At 42.0% G+C, this 25,864-nt stretch carries 16 protein-coding genes; 8 read left to right on the plus strand and 8 right to left on the minus strand.

Going from position 1 to position 25,864, the window contains the following annotated elements:
• Positions 1-146 precede the first annotated feature (146 nt).
• Positions 147-2,273, minus strand: a complete 2,127-nt coding sequence (locus GLV98_RS07755; protein ID WP_160913752.1) for a S8 family serine peptidase — start codon at positions 2,271-2,273, stop codon at positions 147-149.
• Between the two features lie 176 nt (positions 2,274-2,449).
• Between GLV98_RS07755 and GLV98_RS07760 the strand changes: the two genes are divergently transcribed.
• Positions 2,450-4,093 (plus strand): S-layer homology domain-containing protein, encoded by a 1,644-nt coding sequence (locus GLV98_RS07760; protein WP_160913754.1) that lies wholly within the window; start codon positions 2,450-2,452, stop codon positions 4,091-4,093.
• A 4-nt stretch (positions 4,094-4,097) separates the two neighbouring features.
• Positions 4,098-4,337 (plus strand): DUF3006 domain-containing protein, encoded by a 240-nt coding sequence (locus tag GLV98_RS07765; protein WP_160913756.1) that lies wholly within the window; start codon positions 4,098-4,100, stop codon positions 4,335-4,337.
• Positions 4,338-4,465: 128 nt separating this feature from the next.
• Here the strand turns inward: GLV98_RS07765 and GLV98_RS07770 are convergent, their stop codons facing one another.
• The 4 genes from GLV98_RS07770 to GLV98_RS07785 form a co-directional block, all read right to left on the minus strand.
• Positions 4,466-6,670, minus strand: coding sequence for a 5'-nucleotidase C-terminal domain-containing protein (locus tag GLV98_RS07770; RefSeq protein WP_160913759.1), 2,205 nt, complete (start codon positions 6,668-6,670; stop codon positions 4,466-4,468).
• Between the two features lie 237 nt (positions 6,671-6,907).
• A complete protein-coding gene (locus GLV98_RS07775; RefSeq protein WP_160913761.1) occupies positions 6,908-10,168 on the minus strand; it encodes an S-layer homology domain-containing protein in 3,261 nt (1,086 codons plus the stop codon).
• A gap of 425 nt (positions 10,169-10,593) precedes the next feature.
• Positions 10,594-12,243 carry a S8 family peptidase gene (locus GLV98_RS07780; protein ID WP_160913763.1) on the minus strand — a complete coding sequence of 550 codons (1,650 nt, stop codon included), beginning with the start codon at positions 12,241-12,243 and terminating at the stop codon, positions 10,594-10,596.
• Between the two features lie 73 nt (positions 12,244-12,316).
• On the minus strand, positions 12,317-13,756 hold the full coding sequence (locus GLV98_RS07785) for an N-acetylmuramoyl-L-alanine amidase (protein ID WP_160913766.1): 1,440 nt from the start codon (positions 13,754-13,756) through the stop codon (positions 12,317-12,319).
• Between the two features lie 354 nt (positions 13,757-14,110).
• Here GLV98_RS07785 and GLV98_RS07790 point away from each other — a divergent pair, with 354 nt between their 5' ends.
• From GLV98_RS07790 to csaB, 4 genes are all read left to right on the plus strand, one after another.
• Positions 14,111-16,036: an S-layer homology domain-containing protein gene (locus tag GLV98_RS07790; protein ID WP_160913768.1), complete on the plus strand. Its 1,926-nt coding sequence runs from the start codon at positions 14,111-14,113 to the stop codon at positions 16,034-16,036.
• Between the two features lie 107 nt (positions 16,037-16,143).
• The gene (locus GLV98_RS07795; RefSeq protein ID WP_160913770.1) at positions 16,144-16,875 is read left to right on the plus strand and encodes a WecB/TagA/CpsF family glycosyltransferase; all 732 of its coding nucleotides are present in this window, start codon (positions 16,144-16,146) and stop codon (positions 16,873-16,875) included.
• Positions 16,872-18,422, plus strand: a complete 1,551-nt coding sequence (locus tag GLV98_RS20345; RefSeq protein ID WP_160913773.1) for an oligosaccharide flippase family protein — start codon at positions 16,872-16,874, stop codon at positions 18,420-18,422. Before GLV98_RS07795 ends, GLV98_RS20345 begins: the two co-directional genes overlap by 4 nt.
• Positions 18,423-18,506: 84 nt before the next feature.
• Positions 18,507-19,577 carry a polysaccharide pyruvyl transferase CsaB gene (gene csaB / locus GLV98_RS07805; RefSeq protein WP_160913775.1) on the plus strand — a complete coding sequence of 357 codons (1,071 nt, stop codon included), beginning with the start codon at positions 18,507-18,509 and terminating at the stop codon, positions 19,575-19,577.
• Between the two features lie 24 nt (positions 19,578-19,601).
• Here the strand turns inward: csaB and GLV98_RS07810 are convergent, their stop codons facing one another.
• Both GLV98_RS07810 and GLV98_RS07815 read right to left on the minus strand, forming a co-directional pair.
• Positions 19,602-20,315 (minus strand): WecB/TagA/CpsF family glycosyltransferase, encoded by a 714-nt coding sequence (locus tag GLV98_RS07810; RefSeq protein ID WP_160913777.1) that lies wholly within the window; start codon positions 20,313-20,315, stop codon positions 19,602-19,604.
• A gap of 16 nt (positions 20,316-20,331) precedes the next feature.
• Entirely contained in the window at positions 20,332-21,609 is a 1,278-nt protein-coding gene (locus GLV98_RS07815) for a nucleotide sugar dehydrogenase (protein ID WP_160913779.1), read from the minus strand.
• Positions 21,610-22,144: 535 nt separating this feature from the next.
• On the opposite strand from GLV98_RS07815, the gene GLV98_RS07820 reads away from it, so the two are divergent.
• Together GLV98_RS07820 and GLV98_RS07825 are read left to right on the plus strand one after the other, a co-directional pair.
• The gene (locus GLV98_RS07820; RefSeq protein WP_160913781.1) at positions 22,145-23,596 is read left to right on the plus strand and encodes an O-antigen ligase family protein; all 1,452 of its coding nucleotides are present in this window, start codon (positions 22,145-22,147) and stop codon (positions 23,594-23,596) included.
• 88 nt (positions 23,597-23,684) lie between these two features.
• Positions 23,685-24,701, plus strand: coding sequence for a GNAT family N-acetyltransferase (locus tag GLV98_RS07825; RefSeq protein WP_160913783.1), 1,017 nt, complete (start codon positions 23,685-23,687; stop codon positions 24,699-24,701).
• A gap of 50 nt (positions 24,702-24,751) precedes the next feature.
• On the opposite strand, the gene GLV98_RS07830 is transcribed toward GLV98_RS07825, so the two are convergent.
• Complete coding sequence (locus GLV98_RS07830) at positions 24,752-25,834, minus strand: MraY family glycosyltransferase (protein ID WP_160913785.1); 1,083 nt, start codon at positions 25,832-25,834, stop codon at positions 24,752-24,754.
• Positions 25,835-25,864: the final 30 nt, after the last annotated feature.

The following is a 25,864-nucleotide window of genomic DNA, read 5'->3' on the forward strand; positions in this document are numbered from 1 at the left end:
TCGTTTCTTTCTAATAACTTTGTTCACAACAATTCTCATCCAAGACATTTGAAGTTCATTCGACTGATTATTTGAGAGATTTATTGTCTATTTAAAGCTAGAAGACCTAACAAAGCCAGCTTCTCGGATAGAAGCTGGCTTTTCTTTTACCTATTATTCTGTAATAAACGAGCCATGAGCGTGGCAAATTCAGCTCGGTTGATTTCTTTCTTAGGTCGGAATGTACCATCTGGAAAACCTGATACGAGATCGTTGGACACTAGGATCGAAATGGGTTCATACGACCATGTTCCCTCTTGAACATCCGTAAACTCATTCTCCTTATCGCCTGTTAACTCATAAGCACGAACAACCAAGCTCGCCATTTCTTCACGTGATAAAGCTCTGTTCGGTTTGAATGTACCGTCATCATAGCCTAGAAAGATTCCCGCTTCTTCCATCGCTCCAATATATTTCGCCGCCCAATGGTCGGGACTGACATCAGGAAAACGAGATTCTTTCAGTGGCAAATTCATCTCTTTAGCAATCATAACTGAAGCTGAGGCTCGAGTAATCGAATCTTTGAAACCAAAAATACCATCGGGATAGCCGACCATTAATTCTTCTTCCACTAGATAATTGATATAAGATTCAGCCCATGTCCCTTTGACATCCGGGAACGTTTGAGCTGCTGGCCCATATTCACGATTCGGAGTCGTTACATTCAGTTTGTATGATTTTGATGACCAATGATTGTAATATTCAAAGACCTGAAAGTGGTATTGGCCTTGTTCTGCTGTAAATGTGTACGATTCCTGTTCACCTTTTCCTTCATCATCAATAATGGTGCGGTCTCCTTCTTCGTTCACAAGAACACCCACTAAGTCCATATGGTCATCCAATTGGTCAAGGCTAATCTTTGTTTCTCCATCTTCCTTAACCTCGAATGTGTACCAGTCTGAGTCCCCGGGTTTTCCAATTCGATTGCTTACGTCTGTGCTTGTCATCTGGTAGGCATCCTCATAGATGTCCGATATGTCTGCACTTGAATCATAAGGCTGACTATTGATGGAAAGGGATGCATCAGGAATGCCGAATCCCTCATACATATTCCAAGTCACTCCCGTAAACGTCTTCGCTGCATTTTGCATGGCCCATTCAATTTCCGAAGGATCCCAAGAAGGATGATGGCTTTTCACTAAACTTGCCACTCCCGCTACAAGAGGGGCTGAAAAAGAAGTTCCATCATTATAAGCATAGCCACCTTCAAAATGCGTGCTTACTAAATTTTGACCAGGGGCTGTCAAATCAATCCAGTCTCCATAATTGGAAAAGCTTGTTGGGCGATCCATTTCATCTGTTGCTGCAACACTGATAACTGGCCGATAAGAAGCTGGATATGCAGGTTTTGAAGAGTCATCATTGGATGCAGCAGCTACCAATACAATTCCCTTTTTATAGGCTTCATAAAGTGCCTCCCGCTCACTGTCCATCTTTTGATAACTGGAGTAGCTCATATTGATCACATCGACACCTTGGTCGATCGCGTAGTAGATCGCTTCCAAACTTGCAGAAAAACTGACGTTGCCTTCCTGTCCGGCTACTTTCAAGGGAAGGATTTTAGCTGCTGGATTCACACCGACAATTCCTTCATTATTTGCATTGGCTGTAATCAGTCCAGCAATATGGGTTCCATGGCCATGATCATCCGAGGCATCTGTTGTATCATCTAAAAAGTTATAACCAGGTAAGATCTTACCCTTCAAATCGGGATGATCAGCGTTCACTCCTGTATCCAAGACAGCGATCACCGTATCATGGGAGCCGCGCATCCCCCAAACCCCACTCATATTCAAAGGATTGAATTGCCATTGTTCCTCGTAATAAGCGTCTTGAGGTGCAGCCGTCGATGTTCTTATATAGTTCGGTTCCACCCGTTGAAGATCCGCTTCACTTTTCAGTTTCTGCAAAACATCCTGGTAATTTTGTGACTCCGGCACTTGGAGCACATGGAAATTCCGCTTACTTAGTACATTTGAAACATTTAATGGCTTCAGATTATATGTATGTATAACTTGTTGAACGGAGGTTTTACTTCCTTTCACTACTATACTACGTTGGTCTATTTGGGAAAGATCTACTCTCAATGAACTTTTTTGGTATTGTTCCTTTTCATAGCTTTCTTGGATGTTCTGAAAATCTGAAGATGCATTCACGTTCGTATGAATGAAGACACCCGACAAAGTTATCATAAAGCAAGTCATCAGGACTAAAAACAGGGGTCTTTTTATCATGAGAGTTCCTCCTACTACTATTCTATTGCTTGTAATCTAATTGTAACATAACTACCCATTTATAAGATTTTTGTTACAAAAGTTGTCAATCTTTTACTTTTTATTTACATAACCTCTCTATAATGTTAATTTCCTAGTATTAGAGATATTAAACATAAAAAGAGGAGGAGACTTGGATGAGATACTTAACAACCTGGATCATTATGCTCACCCTTTTGTTAGCTGGACAGTGGAATATGGTGAGCGCGGAAGAAACCTTTCATGATTTAGACCAGACCCCATGGGCGAAAGAAGAAATTTTATATCTGAATGAAGAAGGAATCATCAACGGTTACGGAAATGGCTTGTTTGGGCCGAGGGATCCCATTACACGCCAGCAGGCAGCCATGATGCTCGTCAATGATTTATACCCGAACGAGACACCTCAATCTCAGCCGGATTTCAGTGACTTGGAGAATGATAGTATTTACTATGAGGCCATTGCCATTGCGGAAGAAAAAGGACTTGTCAGTGGTTACCCAGATGGTACATTCAGAGGTTCAGCACCAATTACTCGTGCAGAAGCTTCCTACATGATCGACCAAGCCTATGACGTTCAAGGAAACGGAAATTCAGCGACATTTAATGATTTGCAATATCACTGGGCAAAAGAATCGATCGAAGAATTAGCTTCCCTCCAAATCATTAATGGTTATCGAGATGGTTCATTCCAACCACAAAAGTCCATCATTCGTGCTGAGTTTTCTGTGATTCTTGCCTTTACTATTAATGAAGATTTACGACCAGACCCTGAAATGACGGCTCATTTCATTGATGTTGGTCAGGGAGACAGTACTCTCATCGAAACACCTTCAGGAAAAACGATCCTGATTGATGGTGGTAGAAAATCGGCTGGAGAAGAAGTCGTGGATTACTTGTCTAAGGCCGGAATCGACACCATTGATTTACTTGTCGCCACTCACCCAGATGCGGACCATATCGGTGGATTGATTAATGTAATGGAGAACATTCACGTAAATAAAGTGCTAGATAGTGGAAAGACGCATACGACGGATACTTATTTTGAATACCTGGATATTATTGAGAGAAAAAATATTCCTCTTGAAATGGCGGAAGAAGGTAACAGCTTAGACTTTTCACAACTGGACATTCAAATCCTTAATTCTGAAAATACATCAAGTGATAACAATGAGTCGTCAATTGTATTGAAGGCCTCTTATGATGAGATTGATTTCTTGTTAACAGGGGATGCGACGGTAGAAAACGAACAGACGATGAGTCGTCTCTATGATGTTGAAGCAGAAATTCTCAAGGTCGGACACCATGGAGCTGATACCTCGACTTCAGGTGAATTTGTCCATTATGTAGATCCGGAAGTCGGGATTTTATCTTATGGCGACAATCATTACGGTCACCCTGAATCCGAAGTAGTGAACCGCTTATGGGATCACGGAACGGATCTTTACTCCACATGTGATACCGGTGACATTATAGTAACTACAAATGGAACGACTTTTGATGTGCAAGGGTCTTCCTTTGATGGTAATGATGAGTGTACGACGGAAGACAATGATGGTGATTCAGGATCTGGTGGTGGAAATGGGTCCGATGATGGAGAGGTCACCTATCCGATCAATGTAAATACCGCCGGTTTTGAATTGCTTCAGGAAATTACAGGCGTCGGTCCGACGATCGCACAAAATATCATTGATTATCGAAATGCGAATGGTCCATTTGAGACGTATAGCGAATTGTTAAATGTCAGCTATATTGGAGAAGTTACATTGGAAGAAATGCGACCGGAAATTACACTGGGGTGATCTTATGCCAACGTACACAATTGATCGATTTGAAGGTAACAAGGCTGTCTTGTTGTTAAAAGGGAACGAGGCTGAAGAAAAACTTGTAGATCGAAACGTATTACCCGAGTCTGCTAAAGAAGGAGACCTACTAGAGACATCTGACAACGGTGGTTACCGCATCCTTCATAAGGAAACCGAAAAACGCAGACAACAAGCCAAAGCAAAACTAGAAGCCCTAAAAAACCGCCCCAACTCAAAGTAAGAATCAATTGTAAAACATTGCCACACCAGGTCATCCATATATTGGATGACCTGGTGTGGCATTTTATTCCATATTTTCTCATTAAAAAAACGCAGGAGAGATGATCTCCTGCGTTTTCTTGTTTTTTATTATTCTTCTGAAGCTACGTCTACAATACGGTCTTCAATGACTGGTGTTACCTCTCCTAGTTCAGCAACATAGTCACGGAAGTTCTCCCAGTCTGATGAACCTAGGTCTGTCACACGACCTTCGTCATAAGCGTTGGCAAAGACATCGTAACCATCTCCACCTTTAGCTGTGAATGCGTTGGTTGCAACCGTATAAGTCACAGACTCATCTAATGCCACCCATTCTCCCTCAACATTCAGTTCAACAGATTGTACACGTTCACCAACAGCCAGGGAGCTATCGTACGTGTAGTTCAACCCAGAAACTTGCAGGAATCCACCAGATTCTTTAGGTGCATTGCTCACACTGTGCTCTAATGCTTCCATAATTTCAGCACCGGACAGTTCCATCGTTGCAAGTGTATTACCAAATGGCATAACCGTTAGGATCTCACCAATCGTAATTGGACCTTGGTCGATCGCTTCACGAATTCCGCCACTGTTTTGGAAGGCCGCAACTGTATCCGGGTTATACTCTTTCGCTTTATCCAGCATTCCATCTGTGATGAGGTTACCTAGTGCTGTTTCACTGTTACGCACACTGATTTCGTCCCCATCTTCCAGACGTGGATTCGGGAAGGCTTCTGTAGCAACAGCTCCACTTTCCTCGTCACGGATATCCTCGATCTTGGAAGTGTATTTTTCAAGAGCGGCAGCCGCTTCAGCGTTTGCTTCTTTTTCACTTACATCAATCAAATCACCCGCGTAACCAACCACGACACCTTCATCATCGAATTCTACATCCAATGTACCGAGGTAGTCTCCATATTGACCGGCTTGAACGATGACAGTAGGGTCTTTAGGATCACCATTCTCATCGGTTGTCACTTCCACTGGTTCTGAAAGTTTCGAATGACTGTGTCCTCCGACAATGACGTCAATTCCATCCACTTCGGCCAACAACTGGTCATTGTCATAGTTCGGGTTATCATCGTATCCAATGTGTGTCAGAGCTACGATCTTATCCACACCAAGGGCTTCCAGCGCTTTCACTCGCTCTTCAGCTGTATCAATATAGTTATCGAAAGTAATGGCTTCAGGACTTGAGATATCCGCCGTTTCTTCAGTCGTCAATCCGAAGAAACCAACTTCTTCCCCATCTACTTCTTTAATGACACTATTGTAGATTTCACCATCTACAGGCTTCTTGCTGATGTAGCTATTATAAAGTCCCTTCATGTTCTCATCCTGAGAGAAGTTCACGTTGGAACTTACAAAAGGAAAATTTGCTCCGTCGACGAAATCAGCAAGAGCTTTATGCCCCTCTTCACTTGAACCAAGATCGAATTCGTGGTTTCCAAGTGTCATCATATCGTAACCCATCATGTTCATGAATTCTAAATCTGCCTGGCCTTTGAATTCATTGAAATATAGAGTTCCAGAGAAAACGTCCCCCGCGTCAAGAAGAAGAGCATCCGGATTTTCTGCTCTCACTTCATTCACGGCTGTCACACGTTTAGCGACATCATCCAAGTGAGCGTGCGTATCATTGGTATGCATTAAAGAAAGTTCAAAATGTTCGTCACCTAGTGTGAATCCATACTCGTAATCTGTATTGGCAAGCAACCAAGCGAAATCCCCTCTGCGGATATCATCTTTCGGGCCGAATTTCGTCTCACTTTGCCCACTTACAAGGTCAAGGTTATAAAGGGTCGCAATGGCCTCTTCATACCAGGCACCTTCTTGGACATCTTCAAATGGATGTTCACTTGCATCACTCTCAAGACCATAGGCTTCTACAATCAATTGAGCGAATTCACCACGAGTCATTTCTTTTTTCGGTTGGAACGTACCATCTTCCATACCGCTGATGTACCCCGCTTCATGTAGGGCATTAATGGAGGCAGCGTACCAATCTTCTTCATATACATCAGAGAAAGTAGAACCTTCTCCTGTTTCCATATCTAAATCAAGAATTCTGGCCATCATGACTGCTGCTTCGGCACGAGTAACAGAAGAATACAATTGGAAAGTTCCGTCTTCGTAACCGGTTACAACTCCAGCTTCAGCTAAAGCATGAATCACATCATGGTAGGTATGATCGGAAGGGACATCTGGAAATACATCCTCTGCGGATACACTTGTACCTGGGGCTACAGCTGATGCAACTAGCGCGGCACTCACTGAGGATAGGAATAAAGCACTTTTCTTATTAACTTTCTTCATTAAAATGACTCCTCCTTGAATATATAATCTGGCGGACTTCGGTCCCATTCTATGTAACTTAATAAGGGACAAATACCCCCATACATTTCTATCTTACAAGAATTTTCTATTATTTCCTACACAATTTTCATAACTTTAAAGATTTTCAAACGATTTCTTTACAAATTTTGTACTTTCAAAGAATCATAAAAAACCCTGCAGAGAATCTCCTCTGCAGGGTTAATCAGCTAGATTAAATTAGCGAGATGTAGAAGTTAGAGAGAAATTGATGTTATCAAGATCTGTATCTTCTACGGATACCTCTTGGTCGCCTACATAAGTACCGTCAGCGAAGACAGCTACCTCGTAGTTACCGTTTGGTACGTCTAGGGAATAAGAACCAGTAACGCCAGCATCTTTAGCAACAACATTACCATTTTCATCGATCGCTGCTACAACAACGTCTGATCCATTAAGTCCTGTAACTGTACCAGATACGTTGAATAGAAGGTCATTTTCAGTGTTTTGAACTGTGATACGCTCGTAAACTGTTTCGTTCTTACCAACGGACAGACCGAACTCTGTATCGTTGTAAACGCCAGCATCACCGTCTACACCCACTGTGTATGTTCCTTCAGAAAGGTAAGCTGGAGTTACGAAGCTACCTGCTTTAGAACTGTCTACAGAGTATACGTTATCAGCGGTTGTTGTTGGGTCATCCCACTTATCTGTAATCGTAACATCAACATCGCTTCCAGATACTTTGTTACCTAGTGTATCTACCAATGTAAGGTTAGCGATTGCTTGGGATCCACCTTCAACAGCGAAGTTAAGCGTTTGCTCCCCTTTATTAGCAGTGATTGTATCTGTAACTGTTTCGAAGACTCCTGGTCCACGAACAACGAATGTGTAAGATCCTTCCGCTAGATCTTCATCATCACCAATCATGTAAGTACCTTTATTTGCAGCATCATCCCACTTAACTCCATCTACTGCAACTAGAGTACCATTTTGATTGTAAACATACACATTACCAAAGACTTCTTCGTTCTCAAGATCTCCGTCATAACGTACATATCCTTCTACAGTAACTTCAGGATCTGCTTTGATTCCGAAATCAGCTGGAGATTGATCTGTGAATTCTACAACTTCAAATTCTTCTGAAGTGTTAGATTCAAATCCTGGAGCAGATACTTTGATTGTGTACTTACCAGGCTCAACGCTGTTAAAGAATGGTGAATCCATTGGGATAACCATATCACTGTCATCATTATCATATCTGTCTAGCTCAAGATAAGGAGATGTCTTAACTGTTTCACCATCAGCGTTTACAAGTTCTGCTGTTACAGGAACTTGTGTACCTTCAGGAAGGTCAAGTGTATTTCCGTCATTATCCAACAATGCTACATCTGCAGAAGCCGTTCCAGCTGGTTCAACTTCTAGGGATGGAGATGTCGTCTTATCTTTTACGATAGAAACAGTTTCAGATACTGGGTTTAAGATGTACTCACCTTCTACCTCAAACTTGTAATCTGTTGTTTCAGCTGTGTCAAAATCATAAGAAGCTACAAGAGCATCGTTATCAATAGTGTAAGTCAATTCGTTATTCGTATTAAGTGTATCCACCAATACTTCTACGCCACTTACTTCTTTATAAACATTCAATTGTCCCATGAACGTTTCACCAGTTGAATCTTTAGGGAAGCTTGTGAATGTGCTGGTAGCTGTAACTTCCTGCGCTGCTTCTAGAGAAACAGTAGAAGCTGTGTTATTTCCTTCCGTAACTTCAACAGCTACAATTTCAGTTGCAGCATTAGCATCGTTGATACGTAGGAAGTATGTTCCTGATGGAAGAGTTACTACTTCCTTACCGAATGCTTCAACCAAGTTGAATTCTGCTTCGAACTTATCATTGCTGTTCTTAGTATCATCACTTAGGTCTGCATTATCAAGAGAAGCTAGTACACTAGATCCATCTACATCAAGAAGTTCTACGGAACCGTTTTGAGTGTTCCAAGCACCTGAGAGCTTCATAGATTCGATTTCTTTAACTGGAGTAAACTCAGTTCCAACTGTTGTAAGAGCCATGTCATCACTAGAAGTGAACTCTGTTGTAGTCTCGTGGTAAACCTCGTCAAGATTACTGCTTGAAAGGTCTTTAGATACGACTACGCGGTACTCACTGTCCGTGCTGATTTCGTTTACACGCTGCCCCAAGATGTTCTCGAATTCAACAGATGCGCGGCTATCGTCAGCAGAAACACCACTGTTATAGAATCCGTATTTACCGTCGTCTTCTGTTTCTGTAAAGCCAAGAGTTAACCACTCGTCACCGTTCTTCTCTTGAAGACTAACCATAGCACCTTCAACAGACTCACCAGTCTTGTCATCGACGATGTTACCTTCAATTGCTAGTTCACTTACGTTTACAAGCTCAAGAGAAATGTTCTCAGCCGTTTTGTGGTTACGAGTAACATTTACTTCTTCCGTCTTCGTGAAGTAACCTTCTTTGCTTACTTCGATTTCAGCTAGTCCTGGAGTTGCAGGGATAGAGTAGTAACCATTGGAATCAGCAACGACTTCTTCGTCACCGACTTTAACTGTTGCGCCAGGAGTTACGAAACCTTGGATAGCTGTATCCGCTTCAACATCAGGATCGTCTCCACCGTCACCAGGGTTATCTGGTGCGTCAAAGTCAACGGTTACTGTGTACATTTCACCTTTGTATTCAACAGTTACTTCGTTTTCACCGTCAACAAGTACTTCATCGAGATCGTACTCCATTGTTTCACCGTCAGAGAACGTTACAGAAATTGTATCTTCATCGACAACAGTCGCACTGGATACTGTTACTTCTGGAGCTTCCTCATCGAATAGGCTTCCGAATTCTTTTTCAACGTTGTAAAGCAACCATGCAAAGTGGTCACGACGCATGTCTTCCATCGGGCTGAACTCTGTTCCTTCTTCGTTCGTACCAGAGATTAGACCGTGTGCGTATAGAGTTTCAATTGCTTCTGTGTACCAAGCATCTCCATCCACATCTTCGAAAGTAGTATCGGCAGATTTTTGTGGAATGTCATAAGCATTAACTAGAAGTACAGCAATTTGAGCACGGTTGATGTTATCAAGTGGACCGAATGTTCCATCCGGGTAACCATTGATATCACCGGAAGCTACAAGTGCGTTTACGTACTCTGCATACCAAGCTTCTTGATCAACGTCAGGGAAGTCAGCCGCTGCAACGTCCGTATCAAGTTTAAGCGCTTTTGTAAGCATAACTGCTGCTTGACCACGGTTAATGCTTGCCGTTGGGTGGAAGTCACCATCTGGGTAACCATTGATGACGTCTTTAGCTACTAGGGCATTGATCGCTTCGTTGAACTGGTAACCGTCCGGAAGGTCAGGGAAATTTGAATCCGTGCTTGCAGATACTGCAACTGGGGCTACAGCTGAAGCTACCATAGCAGCCGTCAATGATGTAGCAAACAATTTACGTTGTGATTTAGATTTGTAAGACATGTAAATAATTCCTCCTTGAATATACTATAAAATAATACTGATCCTAGAGACTCATAGATCGTGGATGCCATCATGAGTCTTTATGTATACAAATCTCCAAGATAAGTAATAAAACTACAACAAATTTCTGATGACACAAGTCTTAGTATATTTCACTTATACTGGAAGGTCAACCTTTTTACCTAATAAATTGGAAGAAAATAATTTTAGTAGATTCCATTTCCAATTACAAACTCATTACATAGGTATACAACAGAGAATAGGGTATTCCTTCCAAAAACGCCAATAAATTTACATAAATTTAGCACTTACATAGGAAATATCGACAGATTGTCTGAGATCTTTAACATTTTACTGGTATTTTTTCAAAAAAATAGCGCCACCGAATAAATATTCGGTGGCGCTATTTCAATTTAATTCCTCTATTATTTCAAATCTATTACTTTATAAAGCATGTAAACGACCTCGGATCGCGAGATGTTTTCCATAGGTCTATAGGTCCCGTCCGGGTATCCATTAACAATTCCTGTGTCTTTTAGAGTGGCTACACTGTCGTAATAATAATTGTCTTTTGATATGTCCGGGAAAGATTCCGATTCTTTATACCCCTCTATATTGAAAGCATAATGGATAAGAATAGCCACATCTCCACGTGTGACCGAATCTTTAGGCCTAAAGGTGCCATCAGGATATCCGTTAACAAATCCAGCTTCAACCGCTGAGTCTATATATCCTGATCCAAAAGTTTCTTTTGGGACATCTGAAAACTCCGTTTCTCTCTGTTCATTGTCTAAATCTAGGATCCTACCGATAATGGAAACAACTTCTTCCCTCGTAATCTCTTTTTGTGGCATAAATGAAGCATCTCTATATCCACTAATCCAATTATTTTGAGCCATCAACTCGAGGGCTTCACTGTACCAACGGGTTCTTTCAAAATCTGAAAAAGGTGTGGCAGGAGCCTGGATCATTCCGTACCCATAAATATTATCCTTGCCCTTCACTCCAAGGTCCAAACTGTTATTGATTGCAAGATTCAGCAACTCGTCTTTATTGAACTCAGGAAACATTTCTTTGTATAAGGTCAAAACGCCCGCGACGTGTGGGGCGGCCATCGAAGATCCACTCAGCATTTCATAACCACTCTGATCATCTTCCGTCGTGATATAGGTGCTCTTTATATTCATCCCGGGGGCTGTAAAATCAAGCGATGGCCCTCCATAGGTATAGCCCGAATCTGATTGGTCCTCTTCTACCGCCCCGACGCTTACGATTCCTGGATACCTGGCTGGATAAAGAACATCTGTCACATCCTCGTATGTACATACATCTTTATTTCCGGAAGCAGCCACTACAATAATCCCTTCATCCTTCGCATCTTTCAAAGCTTGTCTCGTTAAATCAGATGGAGTGCAAGCCGTCAAACTTAAATTGACAATATCCATTTCTTCTTCTATGGCCCATTCAATCCCTGCAAGTACTGAGCTGACAAGGCCATTACCATCCTGGTCCAATACTTTCACCGCATAAAGTTGTGCTTTAGGAGCTATCCCTACCGTTCCTTCATCGTTATCTAACGCTCCGATAATTCCCGCTACATGGGTGCCGTGCCCATTATCATCTACAAAGGTCTCGTCTTCCACAAAACTGACTCCACCAGTAACCTTTAAATCTGGATGATTTGTGTTAATCCCTGTATCAATGACGGCCACTTTTACTCCTTCACCAGTCAGGCCAAGGTTTTCAGATTTCTGTGTACCTACACTTGTGTACCCCCACCCTTCTTGCTGGGCACTTACTTTCACCCGCTGGTCTTCCTCGATCGACGTGATGGCCTCTTCTTTTTCCAATAGTGGAAGATCGGATTCGCTCACAGTTACCGCTGCCGCTCCCAACCGTTCATAATGATGATGAATCGTGTGAGGAATTTCGTCCAAAAAGGTCATTCCTTCATCCTTTTCATATGTGAGGATCACTCTTTTTTGATCATCTGTCTCAGATGATGCAGAGACGAAGGTTGGCGTTACAACTACTACCAGAAAAGCAACCAAACAGACTTTAACCCATTCTTTCATTTAAGGACCTCCTATGAATGTAATCTATGAAGTTAAAAAAAAGAGAGCGGAACAAAATCCCGCTCTTCATTTATCAATCTCTCCAATTGTAATAATCAATGATCCCTAAAGCAATAGCTTGAGCCGCTTCTTCACGATAATGTTGAGTTTTAAGCTTTCTTGCATCATGATCGTTCGTAAGGAAGCCGATTTCTGTCAGCACAGATGGTAGAGTGGTAGCTTTGATTACTCGATACCCTACATTTTTTACTCCGCGATTATTCATATCCATCGCTTTATACAAACGATCATTGATGAATTTTGCCAGATGGTAGCTTTTTCTTTCACGGTCGGTCATTCCAGCCGCATAATAGAACGTTTCAACACCAGTCGCACTGCTCATGAATGCATTGGCGTGGACACTGACAAATGCGTCCGCGTTACCTTTTTGCGCAATGGCTACTCGTCCATCCAAAGATGGGTACCAGTCACTTTGACGTGTCATCACCACATCAATACCAGAGTCTTTCAGGTAATCACGCACCATCAATGAAACATCCAAAACGACTTCTTTTTCTACTAAGCCGTTTGCTGAAGCCCCTGGATCTCTGCCTCCATGACCTGGATCAATGGCTACCGTTCGAGGTGTGGCCTCCCCTGGTTTAGCAACAAGGTAATAGGTGTGGACATAACCCTTTAGTTCCCCGTGAGAAACATAGGCCCAGTCCCCTTCCAGTTTATGAACTTTGACAGCGTTTCCTGTTGTTAATTTTCCAACGATATCGTAATCAATGCTTGGACCTTGACGAACATTCAAAGAATCCGCCGTGACAATCCTTTCATCAATTACCTCAACTGTTTCATCTTTCGGCTCTTCCGGTTCTTGAGGCTCCTCAGGCACATCTTCTGATGGTTCTTGAACAACGTAATCCCCGTTTTCGCTAATGGCCTTAGCAACTAAAATAGAGAACTCTTCTCTAGTCAGCTTATTATAAGGCTTGAATGTTCCATCCGGGTAACCGACAGAAATTCCTGCAGAAGCGATGGAATTGATCGCTTCATAGTAAAGGCTATCATTCTCTACATCCGGGAAAGATCTCTTCGTCTCCCCTTTAATATTAAAAGCACGGGAGATGATAATGGCCATTTGAGCTCTCGTTACCGTTTCATTCGGGCGGAATTTCCCATCAGAATGGCCTGTAATGATCCCTTTTTCTGTCGCAGATGCTATGTAACCTGAAGCATACATATGAGAGGTGACATCCGGGAAAGTCGTTTCTTGTTTTGTGTTGTCTAAATTCAAAGCACGACCAATCATTGCTGTAGCTTCTTGTCTGGAAACAGGATTCTTCGGTTTGAATGTACCATCTGTATAACCAAAGATGATCTCTTTTTCTATTAATAGTTGAATGTTCTCTTTAGATCGATCTGGGATATCACTCAATTCCTCAGCAGACACTTCTTGAATCGGTTGGAAAATGACCAGGGACAAAACAGAAAGGGCAAACAGCAGACTTCCAATTTTCTTCAGCATAGTAATTCTCATGCTCCTTCTATACATTATTTTAGATTGTCCATAATCCTCGCGTTCACGTTGACATTTGTAAAACTGACTCACCGGCCTCCCTTGTAGGTTCCTGTGCTATTTTGTAATTTTATGTAAATGAAACCAATATTTTGTCTCTTATTATATCGTTCACTATACCAAGGAATTTCATCATACAAAAGTCTCATTTTATTAATTTTTGTAGATTTTTAGATTTAATTATCATAAAAACGGGTATTTCCTGATCCTTTCGACCCCACTTTTCCAAAAATTCTTGAATTAAACTATTCATCCTGTTCATTATTTGATAGATTAATAGTGGTAAATAAAGGAGGATGGAATGTGAAAAAAATATCGTTACTTATGCTTTTTCTCCTCTTCTTCGCGTCTTTCGGCTCCGCTGTTCATGCCGAAGATGACATCACAGGAACACCTTTCGAAGAAGACTTAAGAGCATTAATTGAAGCCGGAATTATGACCGGGTACGAAGATGGTACATATCAACCAGAGAAATCAGTCACTCGTGCAGAATTTACAATTTTTATTAACAAAGCTTTAGAACTAGATGAAACGGAACTGGATGTTCCTGCTGATCAGTTCAGTGATATCCAAGTAGAAGATTGGTATTACGATTCTATTATGACTGCCTACAGTCACGGTTTGATCAATGGATATCCAGATGGGACTTTCCGCCCTAAAGAAATCATTTCACGTCAAGATATGGCGGTCATGATCATGAATGCGGCTGACTCCAAGAACATCATTTCTGAGCGTAAAGAATTAGCATTCGAAGATAATGACAAAATTCGTGAGTATGCGGTTGAATCCGTAGAACGCTTGACGAGCTTAGGAATTATCAGTGGAAAACAACACAAAGATGGAACCTTGTTCTTCGCCCCTTATGATGAAACTTCACGTGGGGAAACGGCTGCTGTAATCAATCGTTTGTTGAAGGTTCTTTATCCACCTGAGGATCCTACTGAGGAACTTGATTTTAAAGTTGCTTCTCTAACTGAGTTGGAAGATCCAGTGATTGAAGGAGAATATGAAACATACGAAGAAGCTGTGAAGAACGCTGAAGCGAACCAAGTTGTATTAAGCGGAAATCAGGTGGTATGGATTTCTGAAGGAGCAGCTGTCGCAAATACGAAGGCTACCATTTTCACAAGCGAATCCTTTACTTCTCACGCCACTTACATCCAGGCTGGCATCGAGGTAGAGTTATTGAATGTAAATGAGAACTCTTTAGAAGTTAAAATCGCAGATACAGAGGGTTTCGTTAAAAAAGAAGAATTCAACTTGATTCCAGTACATTTACTTAAAGGTAAAAGCTACTATTCCGTTAAGGAAGGGAATCTCCACCACTACATTTACTTCCCTATCACAGATGACCTTAGGACTTACATGTACGGTCCTGCACCTTCTTTCATGAACGAAGGCACCAAATACTATAGTGACAATGGGAATAGCTTTTTCGATGAAAACGGAAATCATGCAGGAGAAGCTTATCAATACTTCAACCGCATGCCGTTGTACACAGAAACGAAATACACAGCCGAACAATTGAATGAGTATCTAGAATATGGGCGGCCGGATAACCTCCTGATCGGGACGGGGGAATCTTTCAAAAAGGCAGAAGAACTTCATGGCACGAATGCCCTTTACCTCATGGCACACGCTATTCATGAAAGTACATGGGGTACAAGCCCGATTGCTGTAACTAAGAATAATCTATTTGGAATTAATGCCATTGATTCAGATCCAATGGCAGGTGCAAAAACGTATGATGATTATGAAACTGGAATTTTAGAGGCGGCTAAAGACTTTATTGTTCCAGGGTATTTCAACCAGGTTAATTGGAAGGCCAACGGTGCTCACTTAGGAAACAAGAGTTCCGGCATGAACGTCCGATGGGCTTCAGACCCTTATTGGGGACAAAAAATCGCCGGATTCATGTATCGGGCAGATGCCTATTTGAGCGAGAAATACGGTACAGATCCGGAATACGGTCAATATGAACTTGCCAAAACCGTAACACCAAACGTCAATGTCCGTTCTACACCTGAAACAGGGACTGACAACTTTCTTTACCAAATGAAAAAACCTGCATCAAATGTGCAGATTTTAAACACCATAGAAGGAAAGGGCACATGGTATGAAATCACGCCAAAAGCCTACGGTGACCATGATTATGAACAAGCTTTCGTCTACAGTCACGGTTACACAGCCTATGGCACGAGCTTAGAGAAGCTCCCAATAGCTGAATAATTCCGACTACACGAAAAACGGGGAGTAACAACTATATGTTACTCCCCGTTTTATGTTATATTATGGAGAGCGTGAATGTGTGTAAATTAAAGGAGTCACATCATAAAATGAAGCAGGTAAACATTTTAGGAATACCTTTTACCAACATGGACCATATCACCTTAGTCCAACAATTACAAAAACATATAGAAAACAAGGAAAAATCCTTCGTCGTAACAGCAAACCCTGAAATTGTTATGCGTGCTCATGATGATTCCTATTATATGGACTGCCTTCAACGAGCTTCCTATATAACTGCTGATGGAATAGGTATTGTGAAAGCTTCACAACTCTTGAAAGCCCCTCTTCCTGAGCGGGTGACCGGTTATGATATTATGATGGAATTCCTTGAAAAAGCGAATGAAAACAACTATCGAATCTACTTACTCGGTGCAAGAGAAGAAACCTTACATCGAGCTATAAAGAATATAAATATCGACTACCCGAATATTGAAGTGGTCGGCCATAGAAATGGGTACTTCACCTGGAATGATTCTTCCGTGGCGGAAGACATCAAAGAAAAGAAGCCGGATATTGTTTTTGTCGCTCTCGGCGTACCGAAACAGGAACGATGGATTGCAGAAAACTTCTCTAACTTTGATCGGGGTGTATTCATTTGTGTGGGAGGAAGTATTGATGTCGTGGCTGGTGATGTGAAACGGGCACCCTTGCGGTGGCAGAACATGAATTTAGAGTGGCTTTATCGCTTGCTCAAACAGCCGAGCCGATGGAAACGGATGCTCGCTCTACCGAGATTTGCCTACCAAGTCTTCCGACAAAGGTCTGATTCCCAATCGTGAAACCTTCTACTTTTCTCAAAAGTACCTTAATATTAACGGTAGCTACTCTGCTATCAAAAATTTTAGGAAGTTTATTCCGTGTGCCTTTGCAAAACATTGCAGGAGACGAAGTGCTTGGGATTTTCAGTCTTGTCTATCCCGTTTATATGGTCGCTCTCATTCTTTCAGTAGCCGGGATTCCCATCGCTATTTCGAAGTTGATCGCTGAAGCACGCGCATCTGGAACAAAACAGGATATTTACTATATTCAAAAGACAGCCCGCATTCTTGGCTTGCTGCTTGGTGCGATCAGTCTGAGCTTCATCTTGCTCTTTTCTCGTTCGATTTCCCAACTGATTGGCGGTATCTCGACAGAACCTGCTTTGATTGCGGTTTCCTTCACCTTACTCTTCGCCCCTTATATGGCTGTACATCGAGGGTTCTTCCAGGGGTATGAAGATATGAGACCTACGGCTGTCTCACAGGTCATTGAACAGTTCATTCGAGTGATTTTTATTATCGGTGTTGCTTCTTATATGGTTTCGCTAGGTTATAATCCCCCTTACATAGCTGCTGGAGTGATGGTAAGTTCGCTATTAGGCGTCCTCAGCTCCATGGTCTATTTAAAAACACGATTATACCGTTCCCATATAAAGGTCGACCGAACGTACAATTATAATCTGAATACATTTAAAATCTGGGGAAAGAGAATTCTATCTGTTTCCCTGCCCATTGCCATAGGTACTGTCACTATGGCTCTTTTTAACGTAGTCGATTCACTTACCGTCCCTCATTTCTTAAGGACAGACAGTGGAAGTGAAACGACCTATTTGTATGGCATCTATGGCCGTGGACTCGCAGTCGTGCAAATCGCGACCGTTTTTGCTACGTCTGTGGTGCTCCCGTTGATTCCATCATTAACCAAACATTTAGAATCAAAAAATATAAACGAAGCAAGAAAACTGATCGAGACGACGCGGTGGGCCACGCATGTGTTGTCATGGCCGGCAGCAGTTCTTCTTTTCATCCTAGCGGTACCGATCAACATTGCGCTTTTCACCAACACTGAAGGAAGCCTTATGTTGAGCATTACTGGCTTTTCTTCTGTATTCATCTCTATGACTCTCGTTGGAACAGCCATTTTACAAGGAATGAATGCTTCTCGATTAGCGGCGACCATCATTCTATTCGGTACTCTGTTCAAAGCAATAGCCAATGCCGTTCTCGTTCCTTTTTATAGTATAGAAGGTGCTGCAGCAGCAACATTGATCACATACCTTTTCATTGTTGTGATCAATAACAAGATGATCAGGAGACTTGTCGAAGTTCCTGTCATCCCTGTTCACTTGTTGAAAATCCTGGTGATGTCTGCCCTGTTAGGAGGCATGACTGCGACCACTTACTTACTTGCTAACCCATTTGAATGGTCCAGAGTTTTCTCCTTTTCGTTCGTGGCCATGACTGGTTTGCTCTTTGTAGCGATTTATTTCCTATCGCTCCTTAAGTTAAAAGCCTTCGATTACGAGATGATTCAGCATGTTCCCTTTTTGTCAAAATGGCTGAAGTGATGGCTCTGGTTCAAGCTTATCTAAGAGTTGTCTCAATAGGTGTAGGTTTGTAAGTGTTTGATATTAGTGGAAGAGGTGAGAACAATGAAGGTTGTACTGTCCGGTTATTATGGATTTGAGAATACAGGAGATGAAGCGATCGTAAAATCGATGATTCAACATCTGAGAACCTTCGACCCTGATATCCAAATCATTGTTCTATCTCAGAACCCATCCAAGACGGAAATCGATTATGGAGTATCCGCCGTGGATCGATGGAATTTTAAAGAAATCATTCGAGCGTTAAAGGAATCGGATGGCTTGATTAGTGGTGGAGGCAGTTTATTACAAGATGCCACCGGGCCGAGATCCGTGTTGTACTATACAGGCATCATGCATATGGCCAAATGGCTGAGGAAGCCTGTTTTCATATACGCCCAAGGCATGGGACCCATACGAAAACCTATCCACCAGCTGTTGGTTCGTATTGCTTTGAATGGAGTTACTGGAATTTCTGTTCGTGATAAGAAATCAAAAGAACTTCTTGAAAGAATCGGGGTAAGGAAAAGCATAGATCTCTTCCCTGATCCCGTTTTCGGTTACGACTACAAGGATAAGATGGAAGGTCAACATTCAGAAAAACCATTAATTGCTGTGAGTATCCGTGAATGGGGTGACTCAGAAGAACTTGTGGAGAAACTAACGGAAGCATTCTCCGGCTGTATAGACAAAGGGTATCGTCTTCGTTTTATCCCTATGCACGGGGAATCGGATGAAGCTTTTTCTAATAAAGTTGCTCAACGCTTGAACCAGGATGTAGAGGTCGTGTCCGGCCAGATGTCGATCGATGAAAAACTGCACTCGTTATCAGAGGCAGACGTATTGATCGGCATGCGCCTTCATGCCCTTATTTTTGCAGGGGTTTGTTCTGTGCCGTTTGTCGCCCTTTCCTACGATCCTAAAATTGATGCACTAGCAGCTCAACTCGATTTTCCTGTTACTGTCGATACCAACGAACCAGATTGGGAGTCTTCAGCCATCACGAAAGAAGTCGAGCGACTGTATGGAGATTTGCCGGCTCACAAAAAAAAGCTGGAACAGACGGTTTCTACCTTATCGACGAGAGCGAAAGAAACGGCCCGAGCGGCTTTACATCACATCCAACATAAAAAATAGAGAGCACCCTCAAGGGGATGCTCTCTATTTTTTCGTTTTCAAAACCTTCAACAAGAAGGTAGGTAATTTGATTTGACGTTTGATCCTCCACGGTTCTTTGATCAGTCTGTACAACCATTCAAGACCGACTTTTTGGAAGGCATCTGGTGCCCTTTTCACCCGTCCGGACAAGACGTCAAAAGAACCCCCTACTCCCTGGAAGACTTTCGTGTCCAACTCTTCCATGTGGTCGACAATCCAGTATTCCTGTCTAGGACTGCCTAAGGCCACAAAGACAATATCAGGTTTCGCCTGATTAATGGTATCTTTTATATAATCCTGGTCTTTTTCATAACCATCAATGATGCCGGCTATTTTCAAGTCAGGATACATTTCTTTTAAACGATGACTGGCCTTTTCTGCTACTCCAGGCTTTGCTCCATATAAAAATACGGATTTTCCATGAAGGGAAGCTTGTTCGCACAAGGCGAGCAGCATATCAATACCGGTGACTCGCTCACGTATCGTACCGCCGGTCATTCTGGAAGCGATCAGGATTCCCACACCATCAGGAATCTGATAGGTGGCGGTATTCAACAAGTGTAACAAGTCTGCATCCTTCTGCGCCTGCAAAATTTTTTCAGGGTTGATGGCCACAATAAAGGACTTGCGGTGCTCATTAATATCCGTCATTATATTTTCCTTGAGCTGATCGTATGTGTAATTACTAACGTCAACCCCTAAAAACTTTTCCTTCATGTTTTCACCTAGACCCTTATCCGTTTTTTGAATCTCCCAAGCGCTTCGTTACGTATCCTGCATTTTTCCATTCATCTAACGATAACGCATTTTTCGTATCAAAGACAAGCCTATTTTTCATTTTACCTTTTATATACTCAGGGTCAAGTTGTTTAAACTCATCATGATCTGTGAGGATGACTAGAATGTCGGCATCCTTAAGTGCTTCGTCCATATCCTGCGTTTGGTTGGAAGCCACATTATCTTTAATATGAGGGTCAAACGTCGTGAAACTGATCCCTTTTTCAACGAGTTCCATGATCACTTTAAGAGATGGGCTTTCCCTTTGGTCATCAATGTTTGCTTTAAACGAAAGACCGAATAAGGCCACTTTCGGATCGTTGATGAATTGTTCTTTCGATATCTGCTGAATTTGTTCAGCCGTGTACGTCGGCATATAATCATTCGTATTTCGGGACAACTGAATGATCTTAGAAAGATCAGGTTCAATTTCTGCTAAGAACCATGGATCAACAGCGATACAGTGTCCCCCAACCCCAGGGCCTGGCGTATGAATGTTCACACGTGGGTGGTAATTGGCAAGCTTAATCGCTTCCCATGAATTCACACCGATTTTATCACTGATGAGGGCCAATTCGTTGGCAAAAGCGATATTCACATCACGATAGGTATTCTCAATGACTTTGGCCATTTCCGCTGTTGTAGCATCCGTTAAATGGATGTTTCCTTTAACAAAAGATTGATAAAGCTCCTTTGTCATCGTAGAAGACTTCTCGTTGATTCCTCCAACGATCCGATCATTATCCACCAGTTCCTGGAAAACCTTCCCTGGAATGACTCTCTCTGGTGAGTGAGAAACGAAAAGCTCTTCGCCGATGGCTAGTCCGGTTTGTTCTAAGACGGGGATCATGACATCTTCAACCGTTCTTGGTGGGACAGTCGATTCCAAGATCACTAAGTTCCCTTCTTTAACAAAAGGTACAATCGCTTCTGTCGCTTTTCTTACGTAATCAAGGTTCGCCGTTTTATCTTCGCGGATCGGAGATGGTACGGCAATGACGAAGACATCTGCCTCTGTAGGTTCAACCGAAGCTTGGAACAATCCAGCATCTACAGCTTCTTCCAGCCGTTCCTGTAATCCATTCTCTTCTATATGAAGTTGTTTATTGTTGATCATTTCTACTGCTTTATGGTTGATATCCACCCCATGAACTTTATGACCGTGGATAGCAAACATTACTGAAGTGGGCAGCCCGATATAACCTAACCCGACAACACATAATGACTTCTTCATTCCAATACTCCCTTTCTCTTCCAAACATTCCTGCTGATCATCTTAACTAGATGCACTCACGATTGGCCGGTATTCCTTCAAAGGCGACCTGATGTAGATGAATTGTAATGATTTGTTCCATGATACTATAAAAACATAATTTCCTATGTAGAAAATTAGTTTAATCTTTGAATATCTTTGTGTCGTTGACGCCTTAAAGCGCTTTGTTTATATTATTCGTTTCTTCAGCCGGTTTGTGACGTTCCACTCCGACATTCATACTATTCTGTTTATTGCGAATAATCCTATGTGTCCATTACTCGTATTATCTGTTCACACGAACCATTCTATCCTATGGATCCACAGGGAATTTCCAATTATGATCATGTATTCACAACTATTCATTATACTTGTTTTTCCCTTGGAGCATCAACATAAATTTCGACTTGCCAACACCGTTAGACAAGTTCGATCATTTATAGACAGCTGTCAAGTAATGGTTTATACTTCAATGTGGCTAATCCCATATTCAAGGAAAATTACTGAGGTGTTATTCATGTCGAAATTATTAAACAGAGAACTGTTCGAAAAGCTCTTATTGATCTTCATCATCATACAGCCAATACTAGATATTTTAACATACTTTTCAATGCAAGCGTTGAATGCGAGCCTGACAATCGGCATAATCGTCCGGGTCCTTTTCATGGCCGCTTCTCTCTGGTTCATCTTCTTTGGTAATTCCAGCCGCTTGAAGAAATACGTCATTACTTATTTGATAGCCTTAGCCGCTGTGCTTACAATCGGATTGATTTATAACTTTTTTGCAAAACCGATCTTCAACCCGTTCCTTGAACTACAGTTCCTAGCGAAAACCGTGTATTTCCCGATTATGCTTGGAGCGTATCTGTTACTGTTTACCACGTTAGATAAAACATTAATCGTACGTATGCGAATCATGAAAGCCATCACGATTGCCATGGTCATCATCGCTGTCAGTATGTTCCTTGCCATCCTTACAGGAACGTCCTCAGAAACGTATGAATGGAACAAGTTCGGATTCAAAGGTTGGTTCAACTCCGGAAATGAAATCGGCTCAATCATCGCCATTTCTTTCCCATTGGTCTATATCTACACGTTGAATAAAGTCGATAACCTTAAAAAGCTGTATTACTTTATCCCAATGATCTTCATTGCCCTTGTTTCCATCCTTCTTGGAACGAAAGTCGGGTTCTTCGCCGTCCTGGGTGCTTCGGTCATTGTCTTTGTCAGCTACCTTATTTATTGGTTGATTTCGAAAGTGAAAACATCGACAAAAGAATCTCATCTGCATTTACGATTGATCAGCTCTCTGATCTTTTTGATCCTATTCTTGGTTGCCACACCATTCTCTCCGACCTTCTCGAACGTGTCAGGAGATGTCGGTCAAATCAATGAGCAAAGAGAAGCCACGGAAGACCCTGATCAAGATGGAATCGAAGAAGGAGCCGGTGAGGATCCAGCTGGTGAAGAAGATGGAGGAACGAAAGGTGGAGATGATGCTGCTGCAGCACTTGGCGAGCAGGCACTGATTGAATCACCTATTCTGAAAATTATCTTGAGTTCACGGAACATTTATTTCGCTCACATCTACGGCATGTATGAAGAAGCAGATGTTGTACAGAAAACTTTTGGCATGGGATATGCAGGAAATTATGAGGACATTCGAAAGTTGATCGAAATGGATTTCTTTGACCTCTTCTTCTCTTTCGGTATTCTAGGAATTCTTTTAATCCTTACACCATTCTTAATAATCGCCGGCCTGTTTTTAAAACTCCTCTTTAAAGCGCCGGGCGAAATGTTACATCCACAAAACATATTGATTTTACTGTCCATCGGATTTGGTACAGGAATCGCGTTTTTAGCTGGGCATGTGCTTTACGCTCCTGCGGTAAGTATCTACCTTGCCATCAGTATCGTCCTGCTATTGACGAATATGCTTCATCTTAATAATCGCTTACGCAAAGCTTAACAACTCTGAGGACTCCTATTTTAGGAGTCCTCATTTTCTTTCATCTGTTATAATGGGAAAGCAATACACCGTGAAAGGGAAGAAAACTATGACTGTCAGACATTATCAGCCTGGAGATGAAAATCAAATTCAGGAACTTTTCAAGAAAACATTTCGTCAAGATCGCCCCCTCCAATCCTGGAGCTGGAAGTTTATAGATAACCCGAAACAAACCGAGCCGTTTATTCTATTGTACGATGAAGGTGGCAAAATTCTAGGTCACATTAGTTTATGGATTACCGAAGCCTATATCGATGGCAAGAAATCAAAGATTGGGCTGCGAGCTGATACGATGGTGGACCCTGAAGCTCGAGGGAAAGGGATTTATAAGCAATTGAACGATTCTCTGCTCCTTGAGGCTAAACAGGCAGGCATTGACTATCTCTATGGTTTCCCTGCACCGAAAGCTAAAGAGTTGTTCCTGCGCTATACAGGAGCCCATCATATGACGGATATGCCTCGCTGGCTGTTTATCCAGCAGCCTTTTTCGCTTTTATCATCAAAAGTAAGTCCTCTAGGGATCTTTAAACCATTCGATAAGATTTATAAGAAATTCAGAGGACCTAAGAGAATAGACAGTGATTATAAGTTCAAGAAAATCAACAAGTGCGACCACTCTTTTGACCGCCTTGCTGATCAAGCAAAAGACCATTCACACGTTATGGTGGTAAGAGATTCAGCCTACTTGAACTGGAGATATCATGACCACCCGGAAAACTCCTATGACATGTACGGTTGTTTTGAAGGTGACGAGTTAAAAGGGTACGTGGTAACGACGAAAGAAGAAGGAAAATTCACCAACGGATTCATCGTGGACTGGCTTACCCTCTCGGACGATGTCTGGCCACTACTATTGCGACAGGTTTTTCTCAATCTTCATGATGCCGATATCATCCAGACCTGGTGTTTAGAACACTCCCCACCGGTAAAGGCGCTGAAGAAACAAGGGTTTGTCCATAAAGACAGCCCTATGCCTCTTGTTGGCAAAGAAATATCAGCCCATACCATCGGGTTAGAAGATCCAGAGAAGTGGTTTATTACATTTGGAGATGTGGATTCCTTCTAAATCAATGAAACCTAAAAAAGTCTTGCTGGACAGAAGCCAGCAAGACTTTTTTAATGGTCTTTCTCTTTCTTTTTTTCATTTTTCGTAAAGAGGTCAATGATCGGTCGCTTCCCTCGGTAAACGACTCCAGTCATTTCCGCAAACAAGTGAAGCAGTAAGAGCAAAACGAACGTAATGATCAATGAAATCCCAAATGACGTTAACGAGAATAATAAAGCTAAAAACCCGAATAGTGCACTGAACGCGTAAATAATAAGAACAGTGGCTCGGTGACTAAAGCCCGCGGCTAAAATTTGATAATGAATGTGTTTATTATCCGGCATCATGATTTTCTGTTTATTGATGAGCCTTCTTAATATGGAAAAGAGTGTATCGAATACTGGAATGGCCAGGACGATAATCGGAATCACAAAACTGAAGAGGGTCACGTTCTTAAATAAGCCAACCATTGAGATGACAGACATCGAGTATCCTAAGAAAAGCGACCCGGTATCGCCCATATAGATGCGTGCTGGATAAAAGTTATGGAAAAGGAAGCCGATATTACTTCCTATTAACACAACACAAAGGTAAACGATGGCCACTTGAGGTTCAATGGCCAGTGCCATGACCGCAATACTGATTAATGAAATGGTCGACACTCCAGCCGCAAGTCCATCAAGTCCATCAATTAAGTTGATGGCATTCGTAATCCCAATGATCCAAAAGAATGTAAAAAGGATACTGATAGGCTCATTTAATGTCACCATTCCAATAAAAGGGATACTCAACACATCAATTTTTAATCCCGAGAAGATGAGAATAGCCGCAGCTAAAACTTGCCCCCCCAGTTTCATGATCGGACGTATTTGGAAACGATCATCAAAAAGTCCTGTCAACACGATGATAATGGCTCCAATACAGATCGGAACGATGTAAGGCAGGTCCGGTCGTATAAAAATAATCCCTGCTGCCGCCCCTCCAAAAATAGCCAGTCCCCCCATCCTTGGGGTAACTTCTTTATGTATTTTCCGAAGTTCTGGATAGTCCATCATCTTCCATTTCACCGCTAGTTTCATAACAGGAAAAACCAGCAAATAACTGACGGTCATGGATAGTAAAATCGCTATTGTCATTTCTACATATATGTTCATAAAAATCCTCACTTATTTTAAAGTTTACGT

Source organism: Halobacillus litoralis (assembly GCF_009856415.1).
GTDB classification, from domain to species: domain Bacteria; phylum Bacillota; class Bacilli; order Bacillales; family Halobacillaceae; genus Halobacillus; species Halobacillus litoralis_C.

Bases quoted from the DNA above. Each gene is read 5' to 3' on its own strand.
- GLV98_RS07755 (WP_160913752.1), bottom strand. From the start codon at position 2,273: ATGATAAAAAGACCCCTGTTTTTAGTCCTGATGACTTGCTTTATGATA.
- GLV98_RS07760 (WP_160913754.1), top strand. From the start codon at position 2,450: ATGAGATACTTAACAACCTGGATCATTATGCTCACCCTTTTGTTAGCT.
- GLV98_RS07765 (WP_160913756.1), top strand. From the start codon at position 4,098: ATGCCAACGTACACAATTGATCGATTTGAAGGTAACAAGGCTGTCTTG.
- GLV98_RS07770 (WP_160913759.1), bottom strand. From the start codon at position 6,670: ATGAAGAAAGTTAATAAGAAAAGTGCTTTATTCCTATCCTCAGTGAGT.
- GLV98_RS07775 (WP_160913761.1), bottom strand. From the start codon at position 10,168: ATGTCTTACAAATCTAAATCACAACGTAAATTGTTTGCTACATCATTG.
- GLV98_RS07780 (WP_160913763.1), bottom strand. From the start codon at position 12,243: ATGAAAGAATGGGTTAAAGTCTGTTTGGTTGCTTTTCTGGTAGTAGTT.
- GLV98_RS07785 (WP_160913766.1), bottom strand. From the start codon at position 13,756: ATGCTGAAGAAAATTGGAAGTCTGCTGTTTGCCCTTTCTGTTTTGTCC.
- GLV98_RS07795 (WP_160913770.1), top strand. From the start codon at position 16,144: ATGAAGCAGGTAAACATTTTAGGAATACCTTTTACCAACATGGACCAT.
- csaB (WP_160913775.1), top strand. From the start codon at position 18,507: ATGAAGGTTGTACTGTCCGGTTATTATGGATTTGAGAATACAGGAGAT.
- GLV98_RS07810 (WP_160913777.1), bottom strand. From the start codon at position 20,315: ATGAAGGAAAAGTTTTTAGGGGTTGACGTTAGTAATTACACATACGAT.
- GLV98_RS07815 (WP_160913779.1), bottom strand. From the start codon at position 21,609: ATGAAGAAGTCATTATGTGTTGTCGGGTTAGGTTATATCGGGCTGCCC.
- GLV98_RS07820 (WP_160913781.1), top strand. From the start codon at position 22,145: ATGTCGAAATTATTAAACAGAGAACTGTTCGAAAAGCTCTTATTGATC.
- GLV98_RS07825 (WP_160913783.1), top strand. From the start codon at position 23,685: ATGACTGTCAGACATTATCAGCCTGGAGATGAAAATCAAATTCAGGAA.
- GLV98_RS07830 (WP_160913785.1), bottom strand. From the start codon at position 25,834: ATGAACATATATGTAGAAATGACAATAGCGATTTTACTATCCATGACC.